We start from the raw sequence: 18016 nt of genomic DNA, 5'->3' as shown, positions 1-18016 counted from the left end.
CGACATTACTATTTTGATTCTTTTTGCATATTTTAGCCCTAATAATATTCCCACCGCCAATTAAGCAGCTACGCTGTGAAAGCAGCTACGTCGCCCGAGCGATATTGGCGTTTAACTTCTTTCAATCAGGACAAAAAAATACGCCATTAACGTTTTGACTCCGCTTCTTTTCCTCTTGGCACAGACATGGAACCATCAACCACGAAATGCAGAAAAAGTAGCTACTTTAACAACAGTTTATATTTCTCGTTATTTATAATGTGGATATTTTTATTCCTTTCTGGAGCTAGAATTTACCCCGGCTCAGTAGTGATCTACAGCTTTTATTCCTTTGCTTATCTAGTTTTACTGATTTCCGGTACTTTCTGGAAAATCACTTACGGGTACGTCTTTTTAGCAATAATGGTGTGGCTAGGGTTTTGGTTGAAAACCGTAGTGCATTTGTTGTTTAACTATCCGTTCATCGAACCCACTGGTCTTTTTAAGGGAACGAGTGAGGAATGGGATAGTGTTCTATTTATTGCGAGCATCGGAGCGACGGGAATTATAATCGCGCGTATATTTTTTAGCGTGTGCTTCAGCAGTAGATCAACACTGACAGTTGAAGAGCCGGCTCCTCCACCATGGTGGTACAAATATTACAAGACTTCACTATGGTTTGTGCTTGCTGTATCCATGATTGCATTTTCGGTTACCAATATATATTTTTCTTTCCAACAAATAGGTCTGGTACCTAAAACCATAATCTGGCCTCTCAACGCCATATTTTCCTGGCTAATATCTACTGGCTTTGCCATGACTGGCGCCACGCTATTATGGTGGGAGTTCCTCTCAAAAAAAGCAAACTCCAATGTGATTTACATCATATTGCTCGAAGCAGCAATTTCCTCCATCTCATTATTAAGCCGAGGTCTGTTTATATTTCATATAACCCCCCTATACTTCTCAGTATTTTTAAATAGAAAGCTCATACCTCCCCTTGGATTAAAATGGACAGCAACATTATTATCTTTTACCACTATCGTTTTTTTGTCTTGCTACCCGCTTATTAATTCTATCCGTGATTCCGAGTACTCAGGTGTTGCAATGACTATGCCTTGGCAAATGGAGAAAAAATCTTTAATAGACGGAAAAGAATACACAACAGACGCGGGTACCTATCTGACAGAGACAGGAATAAATCTCAAAAAAAGCATTATGAAACTTGCAGCTTTTTCTGTGGATCGCTGGATTGGCCTTGAAGGGTTAATGGCATCTTCAGCCTATCCTGAGAAAAGCCCGTCCCTTTTATTTAAGCTAGCAACAGAAAAAGCAGAAATAGGGAAGGCGTCCATTTTTCAGGATATAGCTTTATCGCATTATAGATTTATGGATATGAGAAAGTTTTCATTTGCCAGCCTGCCAGGCCCGATCTCTTTTTTTTACTTATCTAACAGCCTATGGATTCTAGTAGGCGGCATGATTTTCGTAACACTCTTTGTGATAACAAGCGAAATTCTTATTTATAAAATTCTGAAGAACCCCTTTTTGGCAGCTCTGTGGGGCAGTATCGTTTCCACTGCCATCGCACAACTAGGAATAAATACTCCAGGCCTAGTTATTCATTTACTACTATGTTCTATCGGAATTCTTACCCTATTCCTGTTTCAAAATTCTTTTTTTATAACAAGATTTCGCATCGGAAAACACGCTGACTGACAAGAGCAATAACACCTGTAGATCTGAGCGGCGCACCAATACCCATTAGAGCGCCTTTACGCGAAAGTCAGGGCTCTCGCCGTCTGCGTTGCTGCTGATAAATCCAATCCACGATTTCGCCATCGGGCGCGTATCCGCTAACGGTGTCACGTAGCAGCTGACGAACTCGCACGTAGTCATCTTCGCCTACCGCCGACAGTAACTCAGCGAGTTGTCCCTTGAGAACCTCCCAAGGAAGATGATCCTCACTGGCACTCATGATCATTGGATGCTTGGTCGCGACCACATTCTCGCCAATCAGCAGTTCCTCATAGAGTTTCTCACCCGGACGAAGTCCCGTGAATTCAATAGAGATATCGCCATGAGGATTTTTATCAGAACGCACGCTCAGACCGGACAAATGGATCATCTTCTCTGCCAGTTCGACAATTTTGACTGGCTCTCCCATGTCCAGCACAAACACGTCGCCCCCCAGCCCCATTGATCCAGCCTGAATGACCAGCTGAGCTGCCTCAGGAATAGTCATGAAATAACGAGTGATCTTCGGATGAGTGACTGTTAATGGCCCACCCGACTTAATCTGTTTGTGGAACAGCGGAATGACAGAGCCGGACGAGCCCAGCACATTACCGAATCGAACCATGGTGAACCGGGTTTTATTGACCCTCGATACATTCGAAGGGTCATTGAACAGGACCGGGGCGATTTCCTTGCTGAGCGCTTGTAAGGTCAGTTCTGCGAGTCGTTTGGTACTGCCCATGATATTGGTCGGGCGAACAGCCTTGTCCGTAGAGATCAGGACAAAATTTGCGACCCCTGCTTGCAAAGCTGCCTGGGCAGTGTTCAATGTGCCGATGACATTATTCAACACGCCTTCCGCTATGTTGTGTTCAACCATAGGTACATGTTTGTAAGCTGCCGCATGGTAGACGGTATCCACACTCCAGGTTTTCATCACGTCCAACAGTTTTTCGTGATTCCGTACTGACCCTAGAATTGGCAGCAACTTGACCGATCGGGACTCTTTGACGATTCGCTGTTCAAGCTCGGACAGAATGCTATAAAGATTGAATTCACTATGGTCGAATAAAAGCAGAGTCGTGGGGGCTGAAGAAAGTATCTGCCTGCACAGTTCAGAACCGATGGAACCACCCGCCCCAGTTACCAAAACGACCTGCCCTTTGATGCAACGCGATAGCAGATCATCCTGAGCAGGCACCGAATCACGACCTAACAGGTCAGCGATGTCCACCTCTTGAATGTCATCGACCTTGACCCGGCCACTTGCCAGGTCCATAAAGCCGGGAACGCTCCGAACGTGGAGCGGAAATTTCTCCAGGTAGCCCAGTACTTCCCGGCGACGGCCACGAGTGGATGAAGGAATAGCCAAAAGCACCTCACCAGCTCCTGTTTCCTCGATCATGCGCTGGATATTTTTTGGCTTGTAAACATGCAGACCCGATATGACCCGGTCAGCAATGCTGCTATCGTCATCGATAAAGGCAACCGGACGCATCAATCGCCCGACACGGAGCGCCGCCACCAACTGGTTGCCAGCAGCCCCGGCGCCATAAATAGCAACCTTAGGCAGACCATCTTCTCGATTGGTGAAGGGTACATGTTGTGCGGCAGCGAACCAGTCACCCAGAAAATACTGACGCATACCCAGGCGCAGGCCGCCAATCATGACCAGGCTCAACCACCAGTAGTTGAAGACGATAGAACGTGGGACAACTGTCTGATGGTTACTGTAGACATAAACGACCAACGCCAATACCAGCGCCGAAAGGCTGACAGCCTTGATAATCGCGATCAACGCGTCATTGCCAAAGTAACGCATGACTGCACGGTACATTCCAAAGCGGATAAACAGTGGGATGGCAATGGCGGGGGCACTGAGAAATAGCCATAAATGAACAACAAAGGGATTGTTCAGATCGTCGAACCCTAGCCGCACAACAAATGCCATCCAAAGTGCAAACCAAATCAACAAGACGTCAGTGACCACTTGCAGAAAGCGCTTGTGTCGGCGCGGAAGGCCCACCAAACATGCTCGTATTTTATCCATAGCCCCTTTCAGTACCTCAGTCCATAGCACCATCATTACAAACGAGGTGTGTGTTCAAATTGATCTACGACGAAACGCATCCCAAGCAGCAGCCGAGGCTGGGCGCATTATCCGTTTTTTTCCAGCTCACCCGCATGGTATTTGATCGCGAGAAAGACCAAAGGCACATAGGCCAGCACCAGCCCCATACTACCATCGAGTCCCAATAAACCGACCCAAATAGCAATAGGCAGCAGCCAAAACAAGTTGATGCCCGTGATGGCGAGTGTCACCGGAAGATGCCGGCCCACCTTGCGCGATGCGTATTGATAGGCATGACTACGATGTGCTTCGTAGATTTTATCACCGCGTAATAAGCGACGGATGAGAGTAAAGGTGGCATCAACGATGAACACACCTGACAAGATCAGCCATACCCAAAGCAGACTCGGGGCACTCCACGCGGCATGCAGCGAAAGCCCACCCAGCACGATCCCAAGAAACCCACTGCCTGCATCGCCCATGAAAATGCGTGCTGGAGGGAAATTCCAGTACAGAAAGCCAAGTACGGAGACGGCCAAAAGCAGAGGTACTACGGCCAGTTCTTGATGGCCGGTAAGCCAGTAGATCAGACAAGCCCCGAAACAGATACAGACTGCCTCAACGCTGGCAATACCGTCGATTCCATCCATAAAGTTGTAGAGATTAAGCATCCATACGAGATAAAACGCCGCGAGTACATGACCCAGCCAGCCAAGGTCGAACTGCCATCCCAACAAATTGAGCGGCGGAACTCCACCTAACCAGGTAAGCACCCAACCAGCCCCCAGAAAATGAGCCAGCAAACGCCAGCGAGCGGCAATGTGCCCGTGGTCATCAAGAAAGCCCACGATCGCGATCAGTCCACCAGCGCCCAGCAATGCCCAGGTCAACGACCAGGCAACCCAGTCATTGACCGCCAGAACAGGCAGCGCAACCAGGAAGCTCAATACAATCGCTACCCCTCCCCCTCTGGGAGTAGGCACGGAGTGAGAGCTTCGACTGTTGGGAATATCCATCAGACTGCGCGCCAGTGCGTAGCGACGTAGTACCCATGTCAATAAAAGCGACGTGACCGCTACCACAGCAAATAACCAACTAAGCGCCATCTATGATTCATTTCCTGAAATAAAAACGGAACTCGACGCCTGACGACGTTAGCGAACCGTGAGTAATTGATTTTTCGTAAAAATCAGTATGCGGAGGATAAGGTACTCGACAGAAAAAACTAATTGCGATGCTTCAGAAAGTGTCGTGCAGTACCATCAAGAGCATGGGCTACGCTGACTGGCGGCTCCCACTCAAGTCGTTCTCGCGTCTTGGTAATATCAACCTGCAAAGAGCCGCAAAGCCGTTGGGACAGAGATTTACGGCCAAGGACAGTTGCACCCGCCATGAGCAGCCATGCCGGTACTGGCAACAAACGTGCAGAAACGCCTAACGCAGTCCCCATTCGATGCAGTAACTCTGTTGTCGAAAGGTCCTCACCGTCGCTGACCAAAAAAGTCTCATTGGCTGCGGCTGGATGGTCAATGCACGTCACGATCAAGTCGACCAGATTATCGAGGGCGACGAGACTACGACGGTTGTGGATTGCTCCAAATGGCAGAGGAATACCACTGATCAACCAACGCATCATACTCAAAAAATTGGCTTTAACACCTGGACCGTAGACGAGAGTTGGTCGAATGATGACAACTTCCATACCAGTTTCTTGCGCAATTACGCGCAGCCCCTGTTCGGCCTCCATCTTGGAAATGGCGTAGGGATCTGCGGGCGCTGGCTTGGAATCTGCATGGTATGGCGCACTTAAAACGGTGCTCTCACCATTGACTTTGATAGAGCTTAAAAAAATGAAGCGTTTAACACCAGCCTCTACTGCATGACTAGCAAGGCGAATGGTACCCTCGACATTGATCCTTCTAAATTCGGCAAGAGGATCTGCCGAATAATCGCTCATAACATGTGCTCGAGCAGCAGTATGAATTACAACATCCACGCCTTTCAGAGTATCCGACCATTCAGTCGTTTGCGACAATCCCTGTACAATTCTAGACTGTACAACGACAGGAAAATGCAGCCCCGATCTTCGGTTGACAGCCACTATCTCGTATTTATTTTCGGCAGCAAGCACATCTATCAACCTGCTGCCAATAAATCCACTGCCACCCGTCACCAAAAGCCGCATCTTTAATCCTTTTAGTTTTTAGACCAAACAGTTCGATTAATGTAGTCGGTATAACTATGGACGATCCTGACAATTTGTTTTGAAACAGGTCCACCCAAGTAATCGCCCACAACTGGAAAAGTTCGGACAGAGCGATCGTGTTGACTGGTCACAATCCGAACAGCGTCAAGTACCCGCTCAGCTTTCAATCCACACATGATCAAGGTGCCCTCGTCCATCCCCTCTGGCCTCTCATGCGCGTTACGTATAGTCACTGCCGGCAAATTAAGGAGAGAGGCTTCTTCTGTGATGGTGCCGCTGTCTGACAGAACGCAGAAGGCTCCTGTTTGCAATTTTATGTAATCCAACAGCCCGAAAGGTTTTACGAATCGAATTAATGGGTGTTCCAGTGACTCCCCCAGTGCCTCAAGGCGTTTACGTGTGCGAGGGTGTGTCGAGACAATAATAGGAAAACCGTAAGTAGCAGCCAATGCCTTCAGCGAAGCTAACAAATCTCGAAGGTTCTCGGGTGTATCGACATTCTCCTCGCGATGGGCGCTGACGATGAAATATTTATCTTGCTCTAATCCCTCGCGCTCCAATACTGTAGATGCACTAATCTTTTCCTTGTAGTGGTCAAGAACCTCTTCCATATGCGAGCCGGTCTTGATGATCGTCTCAGGGCGTATCCCCTCATCCAGCAGATAGCGTCGAGCATGCTCGGTCAGCACGAGATTGATGTCACTCAGATGATCTAACACTTTGCGGTTGAGTTCTTCTGGTACGCGTTGATCGAAGCATCGGTTACCCGCTTCCATATGGAATACAGGAATCTTGCGACGTTTAGCAGCGATAACAGCTAAGCAGGTATTGGTGTCGCCGTAGAGCAGAAGCGCATCTGGCGCTTCCAATTCAAAAATTTTATCAGCCTTAGAAATTATCTCGGCAATGGTTTGTGCTGCAGTATCGCCAACAGCCCCGAGAAAATGGTCAGGTTTACGAATATCGAGATCATCAAAAAAGACCTGATTAAGCTCGTAATCGTAGTTTTGTCCCGAATGCACAAGTATATGATTCGTTTGCTTATCAAGCTCAGCAATCAGGCGGCTCATCTTGATCAATTCAGGACGAGTTCCCACTAATGTCATAACTTTAAGCATTGAGCTCTTCCTGAATGTACTCGAGTTTAAGCAACAAGGCCTTGATTTTGGCTATGTCCAACCTTTCCGTATTGTGCGAGGTGTAGTCGTCTAATTCCGAGATATGTTGCTCGCCTTCTACAAAATATTTTTTGTAGTTAAGATCGCGATTATCTGCCGGAATACGATAATAACGTCCCATGTCAACGGCTTTGGCCATTTCCTCTCGGGAGATAAGTGATTCATAGAGCTTCTCGCCGTGGCGAGTACCGATGACTTTCACCGCATTGTCACGAGCGAACAACTGTTTCAGTGCCTCTGCGAGTTCTGCAACTGTTGAGGCAGGCGCTTTCTGAACAAAAATATCTCCCTGCTGCGCATGCTCAAATGCATGGAGTACCAAGTCAACCGAATCCTCGAGTGACATAAGAAAACGAGTCATATTAGGATCGGTAACAGTCAGATCTTTACCTTCCTTGAGCTGCTTGACGAAAAGTGGAATGACGGAACCACGCGAAGCCATTACGTTGCCATAGCGCGTCGAGCAGATTACCGGACCGGTAGAAGGAATCATGCGGGATTTGGCTACAACAAGTTTCTCCGCCATCGCTTTGGATATACCCATGGCGTTAATTGGGTATACAGCTTTGTCGGTACTTAGTACCACCACGCGTTTAACGCCATTGGCGATAGCCGCATTCAATACGTTCTCAGTACCGAGAACGTTGGTTTTCACCGCCTCCATAGGATAAAACTCGCAGGAAGGAACCTGCTTCAATGCTGCGGCATGGAAAATGTAATCCACGCCAACCATCGCTTCGGAAACTCCTTGGTAATCGCGCACGTCGCCGATATAAAACTTGACCTTATCATCGGCCAGGGCAATGCGCATGTCTTCCTGTTTTTTTTCATCGCGACTGAAAACGCGAATTTCTTTCACATTGGTATTTAGGAATCGCTTCAGTACGGTGTTACCGAACGAACCGGTGCCGCCGGTGATCATCAATACTTTATTATCAAACACTTTGTCACTCCAGCACCGAATAAATTAATGGCGAGAACGCATAAAATTAAGCAACTCATCCCATGGACGAGGGGTATATCCTGTGGCACTGCGAAATCGGGATGAATCGAGGGATCGATCAATGCTCAATTGAGCATCCGGGACTATATCGACATCCTTGTTATAAACTTTCGATACTTTGCTTAATAATGTGAACTTATCAATAGGGTCAGCAGACACGTGATAGAGCCCGTGGAGCGTACTATCGGGGAGCACGAACTCTAGAATGATACGTGCCAACTCAGCCGTAGGAACGCCGGAAAATATTGCCTGGGTAAATCCTTTCACTGAGCCCTTTTGCGCCAGAAACCAGTCGACGAGCGATGCGTCACTCGAAAGTGCGTGGCCAATAATTGATGTCCTGAGCGTAATGGTGTTGGCTCTGTCGTGAACTTCACCAATATATTTCGACTTGCCATAGAGGTCATCGCAATCGGAACGATCGCTTTCCTGATATAGCCCCTTATTCCCGAGAAAGACGCAGTCGGTGCTGATATGAATCAGCCGGGCGCCCGCAACCTCGCACAGATTGGCAAGGCGGTGGGGCAGCATCGCGTTGATAGGCAAAGCCGTCAGCGGATCCTCCGCCTGGGCTAGTTGCTTGATCAAACCAATACAGTTGATCACGACATCTGGCTGCACTTGGGCGAACGTATTCACAAGTGAGTCATGATCGAGCACATCAATCCTAGAGATCAAACGAACATGACGGTCGCTGTCAAAATACTTCATATCAGAGGCTCGACGTAGCGTCCCGAACACTTCATGCGTCGATGAGTCTGAGAGATAGTTAAATACCTCACTGCCCAGCATGCCTGTGACACCCAGAACCAGAATTTTCATCTCAAATTTCCTTATCAGCACCAAGCTCATTTCTAAACAGAGCGACTAGTGTGCCGGTTTGGCGGCGCAACTCAAAATTTTCCAGATAATAGGTATATCCATTCTGGCCAAGCGCACTACGCTCAGCTGCAGACATGCTTCTAAGCTCATTTATTCGCGCAGCGAGTTGTGTCGCATCCTCTGCGGGGCCGGTAAGTCCCGCTCGCGCAGCGTTGACTACACGTGCCCCTTCACCGTCCAAAGCCGCAACAATAGGCCTTCCCGCAGCAAGATAAGCCTGAATTTTACTCGGAACTGTGTATGAAAAGATCTCGTCCTTTTTCAATGTCACCAACAATGCTGAGGCCAGGTCAAAAAGTTGAGGCATGGAGGCTTTAGGATAAGCGCCGGCAAGAAATATATTGGTAAGTCCACGGCGCTCCGTTTCTTCAAACAGCCAATTCGCGAGACTACCGGTTCCAACGACAACTATCCTGACATCCGGCTGATCGCTCAAAAGCACCGCAGCGTCTACAATCGTATCAAGGGACTGAGCGTTGCCAAGGTTCCCCGCAAACACGACGCAAAAATATTGCTTCAGAACACTCACTAGTTCAGGTAAAAGCGGCGCAATGTTAGCAACTCGTTCGTTAGAGCAATAGGAGTTTGGGTAGTACACAATTTTACTGGCATTCGCATACTTGCGGACTGGAACGACGAACGCCTCGGACTGGACAAGTAATTTATCAACAAAAAAATACGAAAATCTCACGAACAGACCGATAAATTTCAATATGGTTGTATTAGTAATAAAACCCGTTGCTCGCAAGCTTTCAGGCCACAAATCCTGGACCCACAAAAAAAGAGGTGCTCGAAACAAAAACTTCATCCAGATCCCTGGAATTACTGCTGTTATCGGCGAAGGGGCGTAAACAAAAATAATATCGAAACGTCGACGCCTCGCCAGCTTGGAAAAGTGCCACAAGCCATTAACAACAAAAGAAGCGTAATTTAATAAAAGATTCTTAGCTCCACCTGTTTTCCGTGGACGCAAAGGAGCATGATGAACAATGATTTGATCATCAAATAGCCGCTGCTCATAGCCTTTTTCGGTAAACCCCTCGAATACTTTACCAACTGGGTAGTTAGGTTTTCCTGTAAAAACCTCTACAGTATGGCCCTCGCGGCCAAGCTCTCTAACGATGTCATTAATGACGAAGTTTTCAGGGTAAAAGTATTGAGTAACAATTGCAATTTTCAAGACGCTATCCACACTATCAAAATCCATCTTAACGTGCATACAGAGCAGACGGCGAGCGTCGGATACCGAAACGCTGCCCGCAGCAAGCAAGATACTGGCATCCGGACTGCTGATCTTAACTCAAATAGGCCCCAAATTTGAAAAAAATCATGCGCTGAAAGAGCTTTGCCCAGCGACAGAAGGAAGCCTGAGGCCGAGACCAGCAAAAGCGTGACTGCTCCTATATAGCCATCCTCCGCCCCCCAAAATAAATCGAAATGCGATTCACCTCTCGCTAGTTCCGTACCCGCCCCTGTCATTCTGGTGAAATGCCCGATTTCACGCTTGATTTTGGAATAGTGGGATTGCCTGACGGAACGCCCCCCTCCCCCCCCGCGCGCAATGACTGATCGACCAATGCCGCACAGTTATCCGTCCGTAGATCTCAGGTGTGAACGCCTATAGCGGGCTGTCGGCCAACGGCAACGGCGCCTGCAGGAAATTCCAATCGCTTGCGAAAGCCGCCATCCCTAGTCCAGTGCCGGAGCGCCGACCACAATTAACTAGGTCTCTATCGTAAGTAAACGCAGAATAAGACTATGTGACCCGCGAGCACCTTTCATGATGGAGGATATCTTCAAAAACCACAAAATAACCCACCAAATCCCATGATTTCGCTACTCAATCTGCGGAGCGCTCTGTTCCGCTGAAAAGATTGCTGAATCTTTATCCAAATGCTTACCGGCAACGAAGTAGATTGAGGTCAGGATAATCGAGACGATTTCGACTTTTTACGCATTAGGGCAATAGAAGCTACCGCCGGCCCGACAACCATCCCCACCAAGAGCGCCAAGATTACAAGCACAGCCACCGACAACTCAGGTGTCGACCAGCCAAGAAACATCAACACCATAGGCCGTTGATTTTCTAAGATGAACATTAATGTTGCCGATACGATCAACAGGGTGATGATAAAAAAGATAAAACGCTTGATGCTTCTCATCGAGCACTCCTCCAATGGCGATTAGAGCTCTTGCTCCTCATCCTCATTCACCCGATCCCGCAACTCCTTCCCCGGCTTGAAATGCGGAACAAATTTCCCGTCAAGACTCACCGACTGACCAGTCTTCGGATTGCGCCCCACACGCGGCGCGCGGTAATGCAGGGAGAAGCTGCCAAAACCCCGGATCTCAATCCGATCCCCAGTGGCCAGGCATTGGGACATTTGTTCAAGCATAGTCTTGATAGCCAGCTCCACATCCTTTGATGAGAGCAGCCCTTGATGGGTGACAATTCGTTCGATCAACTCCGACTTCGTCATATTTTTCCCTTCTTTTTCAAGCAGCTAGGAAAAGCGCTTCAAAGGTTTTAGCATGCCCGGAAGAATTTGAACAGCCCGAGATCTTACATATCTTCAGCGGTATTCAGCGCGAACATTGATCATGCCCCGGCCCCGCTCATCGGCAGATAACCAGCATGGTGCGTGTCAGGTAACCCGCGGGATTGAAGCCGAAAGGATACTCATCTTCCTCTTTGGCATCATCGGATCGCGTGACCACCTTGTAACCGGCTCCCTTGCACTCCTTGGCAGCGCGCTTGTGACACTTTTCCCACCCTGACCCCAATCCTGAACAATCGACCTCAATACCGCTGACACCGCGCACCGCATGGGTCCTGGCAGTAGTGGTACAACCCGCCAATGTCATTAATGCTATTGCGACAATGAGCTTGTTCATTCCTTTCCTTATGCCGGGCGCCCTGCCCGACTGCCGTTCGCTTTTTGCTAAAGACTAGCTGCAAATAAGCGATTGATCCGATTAAAGAAAGAGACAGCTTCGCGGGACTGTTGGTTTCATGGGCGAACACTCTGTACCGGACGATCCCTGGCTGCATCAAATCGCAGGCACAAAAAAGGGCGACCGAAGTCGCCCTTTTTCTATGGTCTGACAGAACTTAGTTCTGTTTTTCCATTTGTGCACGCAACAGGTCGCCCAGAGTGGTAGGACCAGCAGCGATGCTATCCGAAGGCTTGTCTTTCAAGCTTTGGATGGCTTCTTTCTCTTCAGCATCGTCTTTCGACTTGATGGAGAGCTGGATTACACGGCTCTTGCGGTCAACGCTGATGATCTTGGCTTCTACTTCCTGGCCTTCTTTCAGAACGTTGCGCGCATCTTCAACGCGGTCACGGCTGATTTCGGAGGCTTTCAGAGTCGCTTCGATATCGTCGGCCAGAGTGATGATGGCGCCTTTAGCGTCAACTTCTTTCACGATGCCTTTAACGATTGCGCCTTTGTCGTTCTCTTGAACGTACTCGGAGAACGGATCGCTTTCCAGTTGCTTGATACCCAGGGAGATGCGCTCGCGCTCTGGGTCAACCGACAGGATAACGGTGTCCAGCTCGTCGCCCTTCTTGAAGCGGCGAACGGCTTCTTCGCCCACTTCGTTCCAGGAGATGTCGGACAGGTGAACCAGACCGTCGATGCCGCCGTCCAGACCAATGAAGATACCGAAATCGGTGATCGACTTGATGGTGCCGGAGATTTTATCGCCCTTGTTGAACTGGCCAGAGAAATCTTCCCATGGGTTGGATTTGCACTGTTTGATGCCGAGGGAGATACGACGACGCTCTTCGTCGATGTCCAGAACCATAACTTCCACTTCGTCGCCGACTTGTACGACTTTCGAAGGGTGGATGTTCTTGTTGGTCCAGTCCATTTCGGAAACGTGTACCAGACCTTCAACGCCTTCTTCCAGCTCAGCGAAGCAGCCGTAGTCGGTCAGGTTGGTTACACGAGCGGTGACGCGAGTGCTTTCTGGGTAACGGGCTTTGATAGCAACCCATGGATCTTCGCCCAGCTGCTTCAGGCCCAGGGAAACACGATTGCGTTCGCGATCGTACTTCAGAACCTTGACATCGATCTCGTCGCCAACGTTGACGATTTCGGAAGGATGCTTGATACGCTTCCAAGCCATGTCGGTAATGTGCAGCAGGCCATCGACGCCACCCAGATCGACGAATGCGCCGTAATCGGTGAGGTTCTTGACGATACCTTTGACTTGTTGGCCTTCCTGCAAGGATTCCAGCAGAGCTTCGCGCTCGGCGGAGTTCTCGGCTTCCAGGACGCTACGACGGGAAACGACAACGTTGTTGCGCTTCTGGTCCAGCTTGATGACCTTGAATTCCAGCTCTTTGCCTTCCAGGTGCGTGGTGTCGCGCACAGGACGGACGTCAACCAGAGAACCTGGCAGGAACGCACGGATGCCGTTAACGTCGACAGTGAAGCCGCCTTTAACCTTACCGTTGATAACGCCCTTGACCACTTCTTCGGCTGCGAAGGCTGCTTCCAGAACAATCCAGCATTCAGCGCGCTTGGCTTTTTCACGGGACAGCTTGGTTTCGCCAAAGCCGTCTTCAACCGAGTCCAGAGCAACGTGAACTTCGTCACCGACGTTGATGTTCAGTTCGCCAGCGTCGTTGTAGAACTGCTCAAGCGGGATGAGTGCTTCAGACTTCAGGCCAGCGTGAACGGTTACCCAGCGAGCTTGGTAATCGATATCAACGATAACACCGGTGATGATGGAGCCTGCCTGAAGGTTCAGGGTTTTTAGGCTTTCTTCAAAGAGTTCCGCAAAGCTTTCGCTCATTTTAATTCCTGTTGATGAGGGCGAAGAATACGCCCATCTCCACATCCCAGACGATGTGGGTTAGTTTCATTTAAAAGAAGCACCGCAGGACTATGACTGGTCCCCTGCGAAGCTTCTTGGTCACCCGGCGATATCGCGAATGGCGATCTCACTCATGATGCGTTCCAGCACCTGATCGATGGATAATTCCGTGGAATCCAGCTGTATGGCGTCAGCCGCCGGCTTGAGCGGGGCTACCGCTCGCTGGGTGTCACGCTCATCGCGTGCACGTATCTCATCTAGCAGACTCGACAGACTAACACCATCGACTTTGCCCTTCAACTGCAAGTATCGACGGCGCGCACGTTCCTCGGCACTGGCGGTGAGGAATATCTTCAGCGGCGCATCGGGGAAAACCACGGTGCCCATGTCGCGACCATCAGCCACCAGGCCCGGTGCTTCCTGGAAAGCGCGCTGGCGCTGCAGCAGCGCCTCGCGCACGGCTGGCAACGCCGCGACCTGGGAAGCGCCGGAACCAATGCTTTCGGTGCGGATGACGTCGCTGACTTCATCCCCCTCAAGAATGATGCGCTGCAACTGACCGTCGGTCGCCGCGATGAACTGCACATCCAGATGAGCGGCCAGCTTTTTCAGCAGCTCTTCGTTGGTAAGGTCGACGCCGTGGTTATGCGCGGCAAACGCCAACAAACGATAAAGCGCACCGGAATCCAGCAGATTCCAGCCCAGACGCTTGGCCAGGATCCCGGCTACAGTGCCCTTGCCGGAGCCGCTTGGCCCATCAATGGTGATGACCGGTGCAATGATTTTCACGACTGAGCCTCTTGTGCAACACGGATACCGACCTGTGCGCACAGCGCCAGGAAGTTCGGGAACGAGGTCGCGACGTTGGCGCAATCATGGATGCGGATCGGCGCAGTGGCGCGCAGGGAAGCAACGCTGAAGGCCATGGCAATCCGGTGATCGCCGTGACCGTGCACTTCACCGCCGCCGATCTGGCCGCCGTCAATGATGATGCCGTCCGGAGTCGGTTCGCATTTGACGCCCAGCGCCAGCAAGCCATCAGCCATGACCTGGATCCGGTCCGACTCTTTGACTCGCAGCTCTTCCGCACCGCGCAGGATGGTGCGCCCTTCGGCACATGCCGCCGCCACGAACAGCACCGGGAACTCGTCGATGGCCAATGGCACCAGCGCTTCGGGAATCTCGATACCTTTGAGTTTAGCCGCACGAACGCGCAGGTCCGCTACCGGCTCACCGCCGACTTCACGCTGGTTTTCCAGGGTGATGTCAGCGCCCATCAGGCGCAGGATGTCGATCACGCCGGTACGGGTCGGGTTGATGCCGACGTGCTCGAGCACCAGCTCCGAGCCTTCGGCGATCGAAGCGGCCACCAGGAAGAACGCAGACGACGAAATATCGCCCGGCACTTCAATGTGGGTGGCGGTCAGCTTGTGGCCGGACTCGACCGACGCGGTCGCACCGTTGACGGTGACCGGATAGCCGAAGCCGCGCAGCATGCGCTCGGTGTGGTCGCGGGTTGGCGCAGGCTCGGTGACGGTGGTCTTGCCTTCGGCGTACAGCCCCGCCAGCAGCAGGCAGGATTTAACCTGGGCGCTGGCCATCGGCATGGTGTAGGTCAGGCCTTTGAGCTTGTTGCCACCACGAATGATCATCGGCGGACGACCTTCTGCAGCGGTCTCGATCACGGCGCCCATTTCACGCAGCGGGTTGGCCACGCGATTCATTGGACGCTTGGACAGCGAGGCGTCACCGGTCAGGGTGCTGTCGAAGTTCTGCGCAGCCAACAGGCCGGACAGCAGGCGCATCGAGGTGCCGGAGTTGCCCAGATAGATAGGGCCCGGCGCAGGCTTCAGGCCATGCAGGCCGACGCCGTGGATGGTCACGCGCCCGTGGTGCGGACCTTCGATCACGACACCCATGTCGCGGAAGGCCTGCAAGGTCGCCAGGGCGTCTTCGCCCTCGAGGAAGCCTTCGACTTCGGTGACGCCTTCGGCGAGGGAGCCGAGCATGATCGAACGGTGGGAAATCGATTTATCGCCCGGTACACGAATCCGCCCAGTCAGGCGGCCACCAGGTTGTGCCAGGAAAATCAGGTCGTTGGAGTTCATAGCGTCCACATAAGCCCGGCGGGCCAGGATTTTACTGAAATGTTCGCGGGCAACCCGGGCGCGAGTGAATACGCCCAACAATTGGTGCCCATCCCCTGCATCGACCGCGTCGCGCAAGGCGTCGAGGTCGCTGCGAAATGTATCGAGTGTGCGCAGGACAGCTTCGCGGTTGGCGAGGAAGATGTCGTGCCACATGACCGGGTCGCTTCCTGCGATTCTTGTGAAATCGCGGAAACCGCCGGCAGCGTACCGGAAGATCTCAAGGTTTTCATTGCGCTTGGCCAGCGAATCGACCAAACCGAACGCCAGCAAGTGCGGCAAGTGACTGGTCGCCGCCAGCACTTCATCGTGGCGCTCGACCTGCATGTGCTCGACATCGGCGCCCAGTTCGCGCCACAAACGGTCAACCACTGCCAGTGCCGCCGGATCGGTTTGATCCAGCGGTGTCAGAATCACTTTATGGCGACGGAACAGCTCGGCATTGGAGGCTTCCACCCCGCTCTGCTCGGAACCGGCAATCGGATGGCCCGGCACGAAACGCGCCGGCATGCCGCCAAACGCCTCGGTCGCGGCACGCACGACATTGCCTTTGGCGCTGCCGACGTCGGTCAGAATCGCTTGCCCCAGGTCCATGCCGGCCAGGCGGCCGAGCATCTTCTCCATGGCAAGGATCGGTACGGCCAGCTGAATCACATCTGCGCCCTGACAAGCGACCGCCAGGTCTTCTTCGCAGCGATCGACCACGCCCAATTCAACCGCAAGCTTGCGCGACTGCGGATCGAGATCGACACCGACGACTTCGCGGCACAGGCCGCTTTCACGCAAACCCTTGGCGAACGAACCGCCAATCAGTCCCAGACCGACCACCACCAGGCGACCGATCATAGGTTCAGCAGATTGCAGAGCAGTGACATCAACCACGAGCCAGGACCTTGGTCAGCGCCTCAAGGAAGCGGCTGTTTTCCGCCGGCAGGCCGATGGTGATGCGCAAGTGGTTCGGCATGCCGTAGTTGGCCACCGGACGCACGATCACGCCTTCGCGCAACAACCCCTGGAAAACCGGGGCCGCCACACGACCCAGGTCAACACAGATGAAGTTGCCCTTGGATGGAATCCAGCTCAGCCCCAGCTCACGGAAACCCGCTTCAAGCTGCTGCATGCCGGTTTCGTTCAGGCGACGGCTTTCTGCCAGGTAGTCGGTATCTTGCAGTGCAGCGCAAGCAGCGGCCAGGGCCAGGCTGTTGACGTTGAACGGCTGGCGCACACGGTTCAGCACATCGGCAACCACCGCGGTGGACAAGCCATAACCGACGCGCAGCGCCGCCAGGCCGTAAGCCTTGGAGAAGGTGCGCGAGACCAACAGATTCGGGTAGGCCGCCAGGTAGTCGAGACCATCCGGCAAGTCGCTGCCTTCGGCGTATTCGATGTAGGCCTCGTCCAGCACCACCAGCACGTGTTCCGGTACGTCCTGCAGGAACTCGTCCAGCGCTTCGGCGCCAAACCAGGTCCCGGTCGGGTTGTTCGGGTTAGCGATGAAGACCACGCGGGTATCGGCATCGATTGCAGCCAGCATGGCCGACAGATCATGACCCCAGTCTTTGGCCGGAATCACTTTGGCCGTAGCACCGACAGCTTGCGTGACGATCGGATAGACCGCAAACGCATGTTCACTGAACACCGCGTTCAGACCTGGTGCCAGATAGGCGCGAGCGACCAGCTCCAGGATGTCGTTGGAGCCATTGCCCAGCGTCACCTGATTCAGCTCGACGCGGCATTGGTCGGCCAGCAGGGTCTTGAGCGCAAAACCGTTGCCGTCCGGGTAACGAGTCAGTTCGGCCAGCTCTTCACGAATCGCAGCCAGCGCCTTCGGACTGGCACCCAACGGGTTTTCGTTGCTCGCCAGTTTGACGATGCTGGCCGGATCGATATTCAGCTCGCGCGCCAGTTCATCCACAGGTTTGCCCGGAACGTAAGGCGAAAGTTGTTGCACGCCTGGCTGTGCCAGAGCGAGGAAGTTGCCACTCATT

15 protein-coding genes are annotated in these 18016 nt (G+C 51.9%); 1 reads left to right on the top strand and 14 read right to left on the bottom strand.

Annotated features, from left to right (window positions below; genetic code table 11):
* Positions 1-186 precede the first annotated feature (186 nt).
* Complete coding sequence (locus B723_RS14510; protein ID WP_144425228.1) at positions 187-1698, top strand: hypothetical protein; 1512 nt, start codon at positions 187-189, stop codon at positions 1696-1698.
* 67 nt (positions 1699-1765) lie between these two features.
* Here the strand turns inward: B723_RS14510 and B723_RS14505 are convergent, their stop codons facing one another.
* From B723_RS14505 to hisC, 14 genes are all read right to left on the bottom strand, one after another.
* Entirely contained in the window at positions 1766-3766 is a 2001-nt protein-coding gene (locus B723_RS14505) for a polysaccharide biosynthesis protein (protein ID WP_031318564.1), read from the bottom strand.
* Between the two features lie 107 nt (positions 3767-3873).
* Positions 3874-4893 (bottom strand): MraY family glycosyltransferase, encoded by a 1020-nt coding sequence (locus B723_RS14500; RefSeq protein WP_017337309.1) that lies wholly within the window; start codon positions 4891-4893, stop codon positions 3874-3876.
* A 119-nt stretch (positions 4894-5012) separates the two neighbouring features.
* Positions 5013-5972 (bottom strand): UDP-glucose 4-epimerase family protein, encoded by a 960-nt coding sequence (locus tag B723_RS14495; protein WP_017337308.1) that lies wholly within the window; start codon positions 5970-5972, stop codon positions 5013-5015.
* Positions 5973-5983: 11 nt separating this feature from the next.
* Positions 5984-7111, bottom strand: a complete 1128-nt coding sequence (wecB, locus tag B723_RS14490; RefSeq protein ID WP_017337307.1) for a non-hydrolyzing UDP-N-acetylglucosamine 2-epimerase — start codon at positions 7109-7111, stop codon at positions 5984-5986.
* Positions 7104-8114 (bottom strand): polysaccharide biosynthesis protein, encoded by a 1011-nt coding sequence (locus B723_RS14485; protein WP_017337306.1) that lies wholly within the window; start codon positions 8112-8114, stop codon positions 7104-7106. Before B723_RS14485 ends, wecB begins: the two co-directional genes overlap by 8 nt.
* Before the next feature lie 24 nt (positions 8115-8138).
* The gene (locus tag B723_RS14480; protein WP_017337305.1) at positions 8139-8996 is read right to left on the bottom strand and encodes a dTDP-4-dehydrorhamnose reductase family protein; all 858 of its coding nucleotides are present in this window, start codon (positions 8994-8996) and stop codon (positions 8139-8141) included.
* 1 nt (position 8997) lies between these two features.
* Positions 8998-10236 (bottom strand): glycosyltransferase family 4 protein, encoded by a 1239-nt coding sequence (locus B723_RS14475; protein ID WP_031318562.1) that lies wholly within the window; start codon positions 10234-10236, stop codon positions 8998-9000.
* 742 nt (positions 10237-10978) lie between these two features.
* The gene (locus B723_RS14470; protein ID WP_017337303.1) at positions 10979-11218 is read right to left on the bottom strand and encodes a lipopolysaccharide assembly protein LapA domain-containing protein; all 240 of its coding nucleotides are present in this window, start codon (positions 11216-11218) and stop codon (positions 10979-10981) included.
* Between the two features lie 21 nt (positions 11219-11239).
* The gene (gene ihfB / locus B723_RS14465) at positions 11240-11536 is read right to left on the bottom strand and encodes an integration host factor subunit beta (RefSeq protein ID WP_017337302.1); all 297 of its coding nucleotides are present in this window, start codon (positions 11534-11536) and stop codon (positions 11240-11242) included.
* A 136-nt stretch (positions 11537-11672) separates the two neighbouring features.
* The gene (locus B723_RS14460) at positions 11673-11951 is read right to left on the bottom strand and encodes a hypothetical protein (RefSeq protein ID WP_017337301.1); all 279 of its coding nucleotides are present in this window, start codon (positions 11949-11951) and stop codon (positions 11673-11675) included.
* 217 nt (positions 11952-12168) lie between these two features.
* Positions 12169-13860, bottom strand: coding sequence for a 30S ribosomal protein S1 (gene rpsA / locus B723_RS14455; protein ID WP_007899744.1), 1692 nt, complete (start codon positions 13858-13860; stop codon positions 12169-12171).
* A 120-nt stretch (positions 13861-13980) separates the two neighbouring features.
* Positions 13981-14670: a (d)CMP kinase gene (gene cmk / locus B723_RS14450; RefSeq protein WP_017337300.1), complete on the bottom strand. Its 690-nt coding sequence runs from the start codon at positions 14668-14670 to the stop codon at positions 13981-13983.
* Complete coding sequence (locus B723_RS14445; RefSeq protein ID WP_017337299.1) at positions 14667-16874, bottom strand: bifunctional prephenate dehydrogenase/3-phosphoshikimate 1-carboxyvinyltransferase; 2208 nt, start codon at positions 16872-16874, stop codon at positions 14667-14669. The genes cmk and B723_RS14445 overlap by 4 nt, the downstream gene beginning before the upstream one ends.
* A 28-nt stretch (positions 16875-16902) precedes the next feature.
* A complete protein-coding gene (gene hisC, locus B723_RS14440) occupies positions 16903-18015 on the bottom strand; it encodes a histidinol-phosphate transaminase (protein ID WP_017337298.1) in 1113 nt (370 codons plus the stop codon).
* Position 18016: the final 1 nt, after the last annotated feature.

Origin of the sequence: Pseudomonas fluorescens NCIMB 11764 (assembly GCF_000293885.2) — a bacterium.
GTDB lineage: Bacteria > Pseudomonadota > Gammaproteobacteria > Pseudomonadales > Pseudomonadaceae > Aquipseudomonas > Aquipseudomonas fluorescens_B.
Note: the sequence above shows the minus strand (reverse complement) of the source record. Positions and strands in the feature narration are given on the sequence as shown.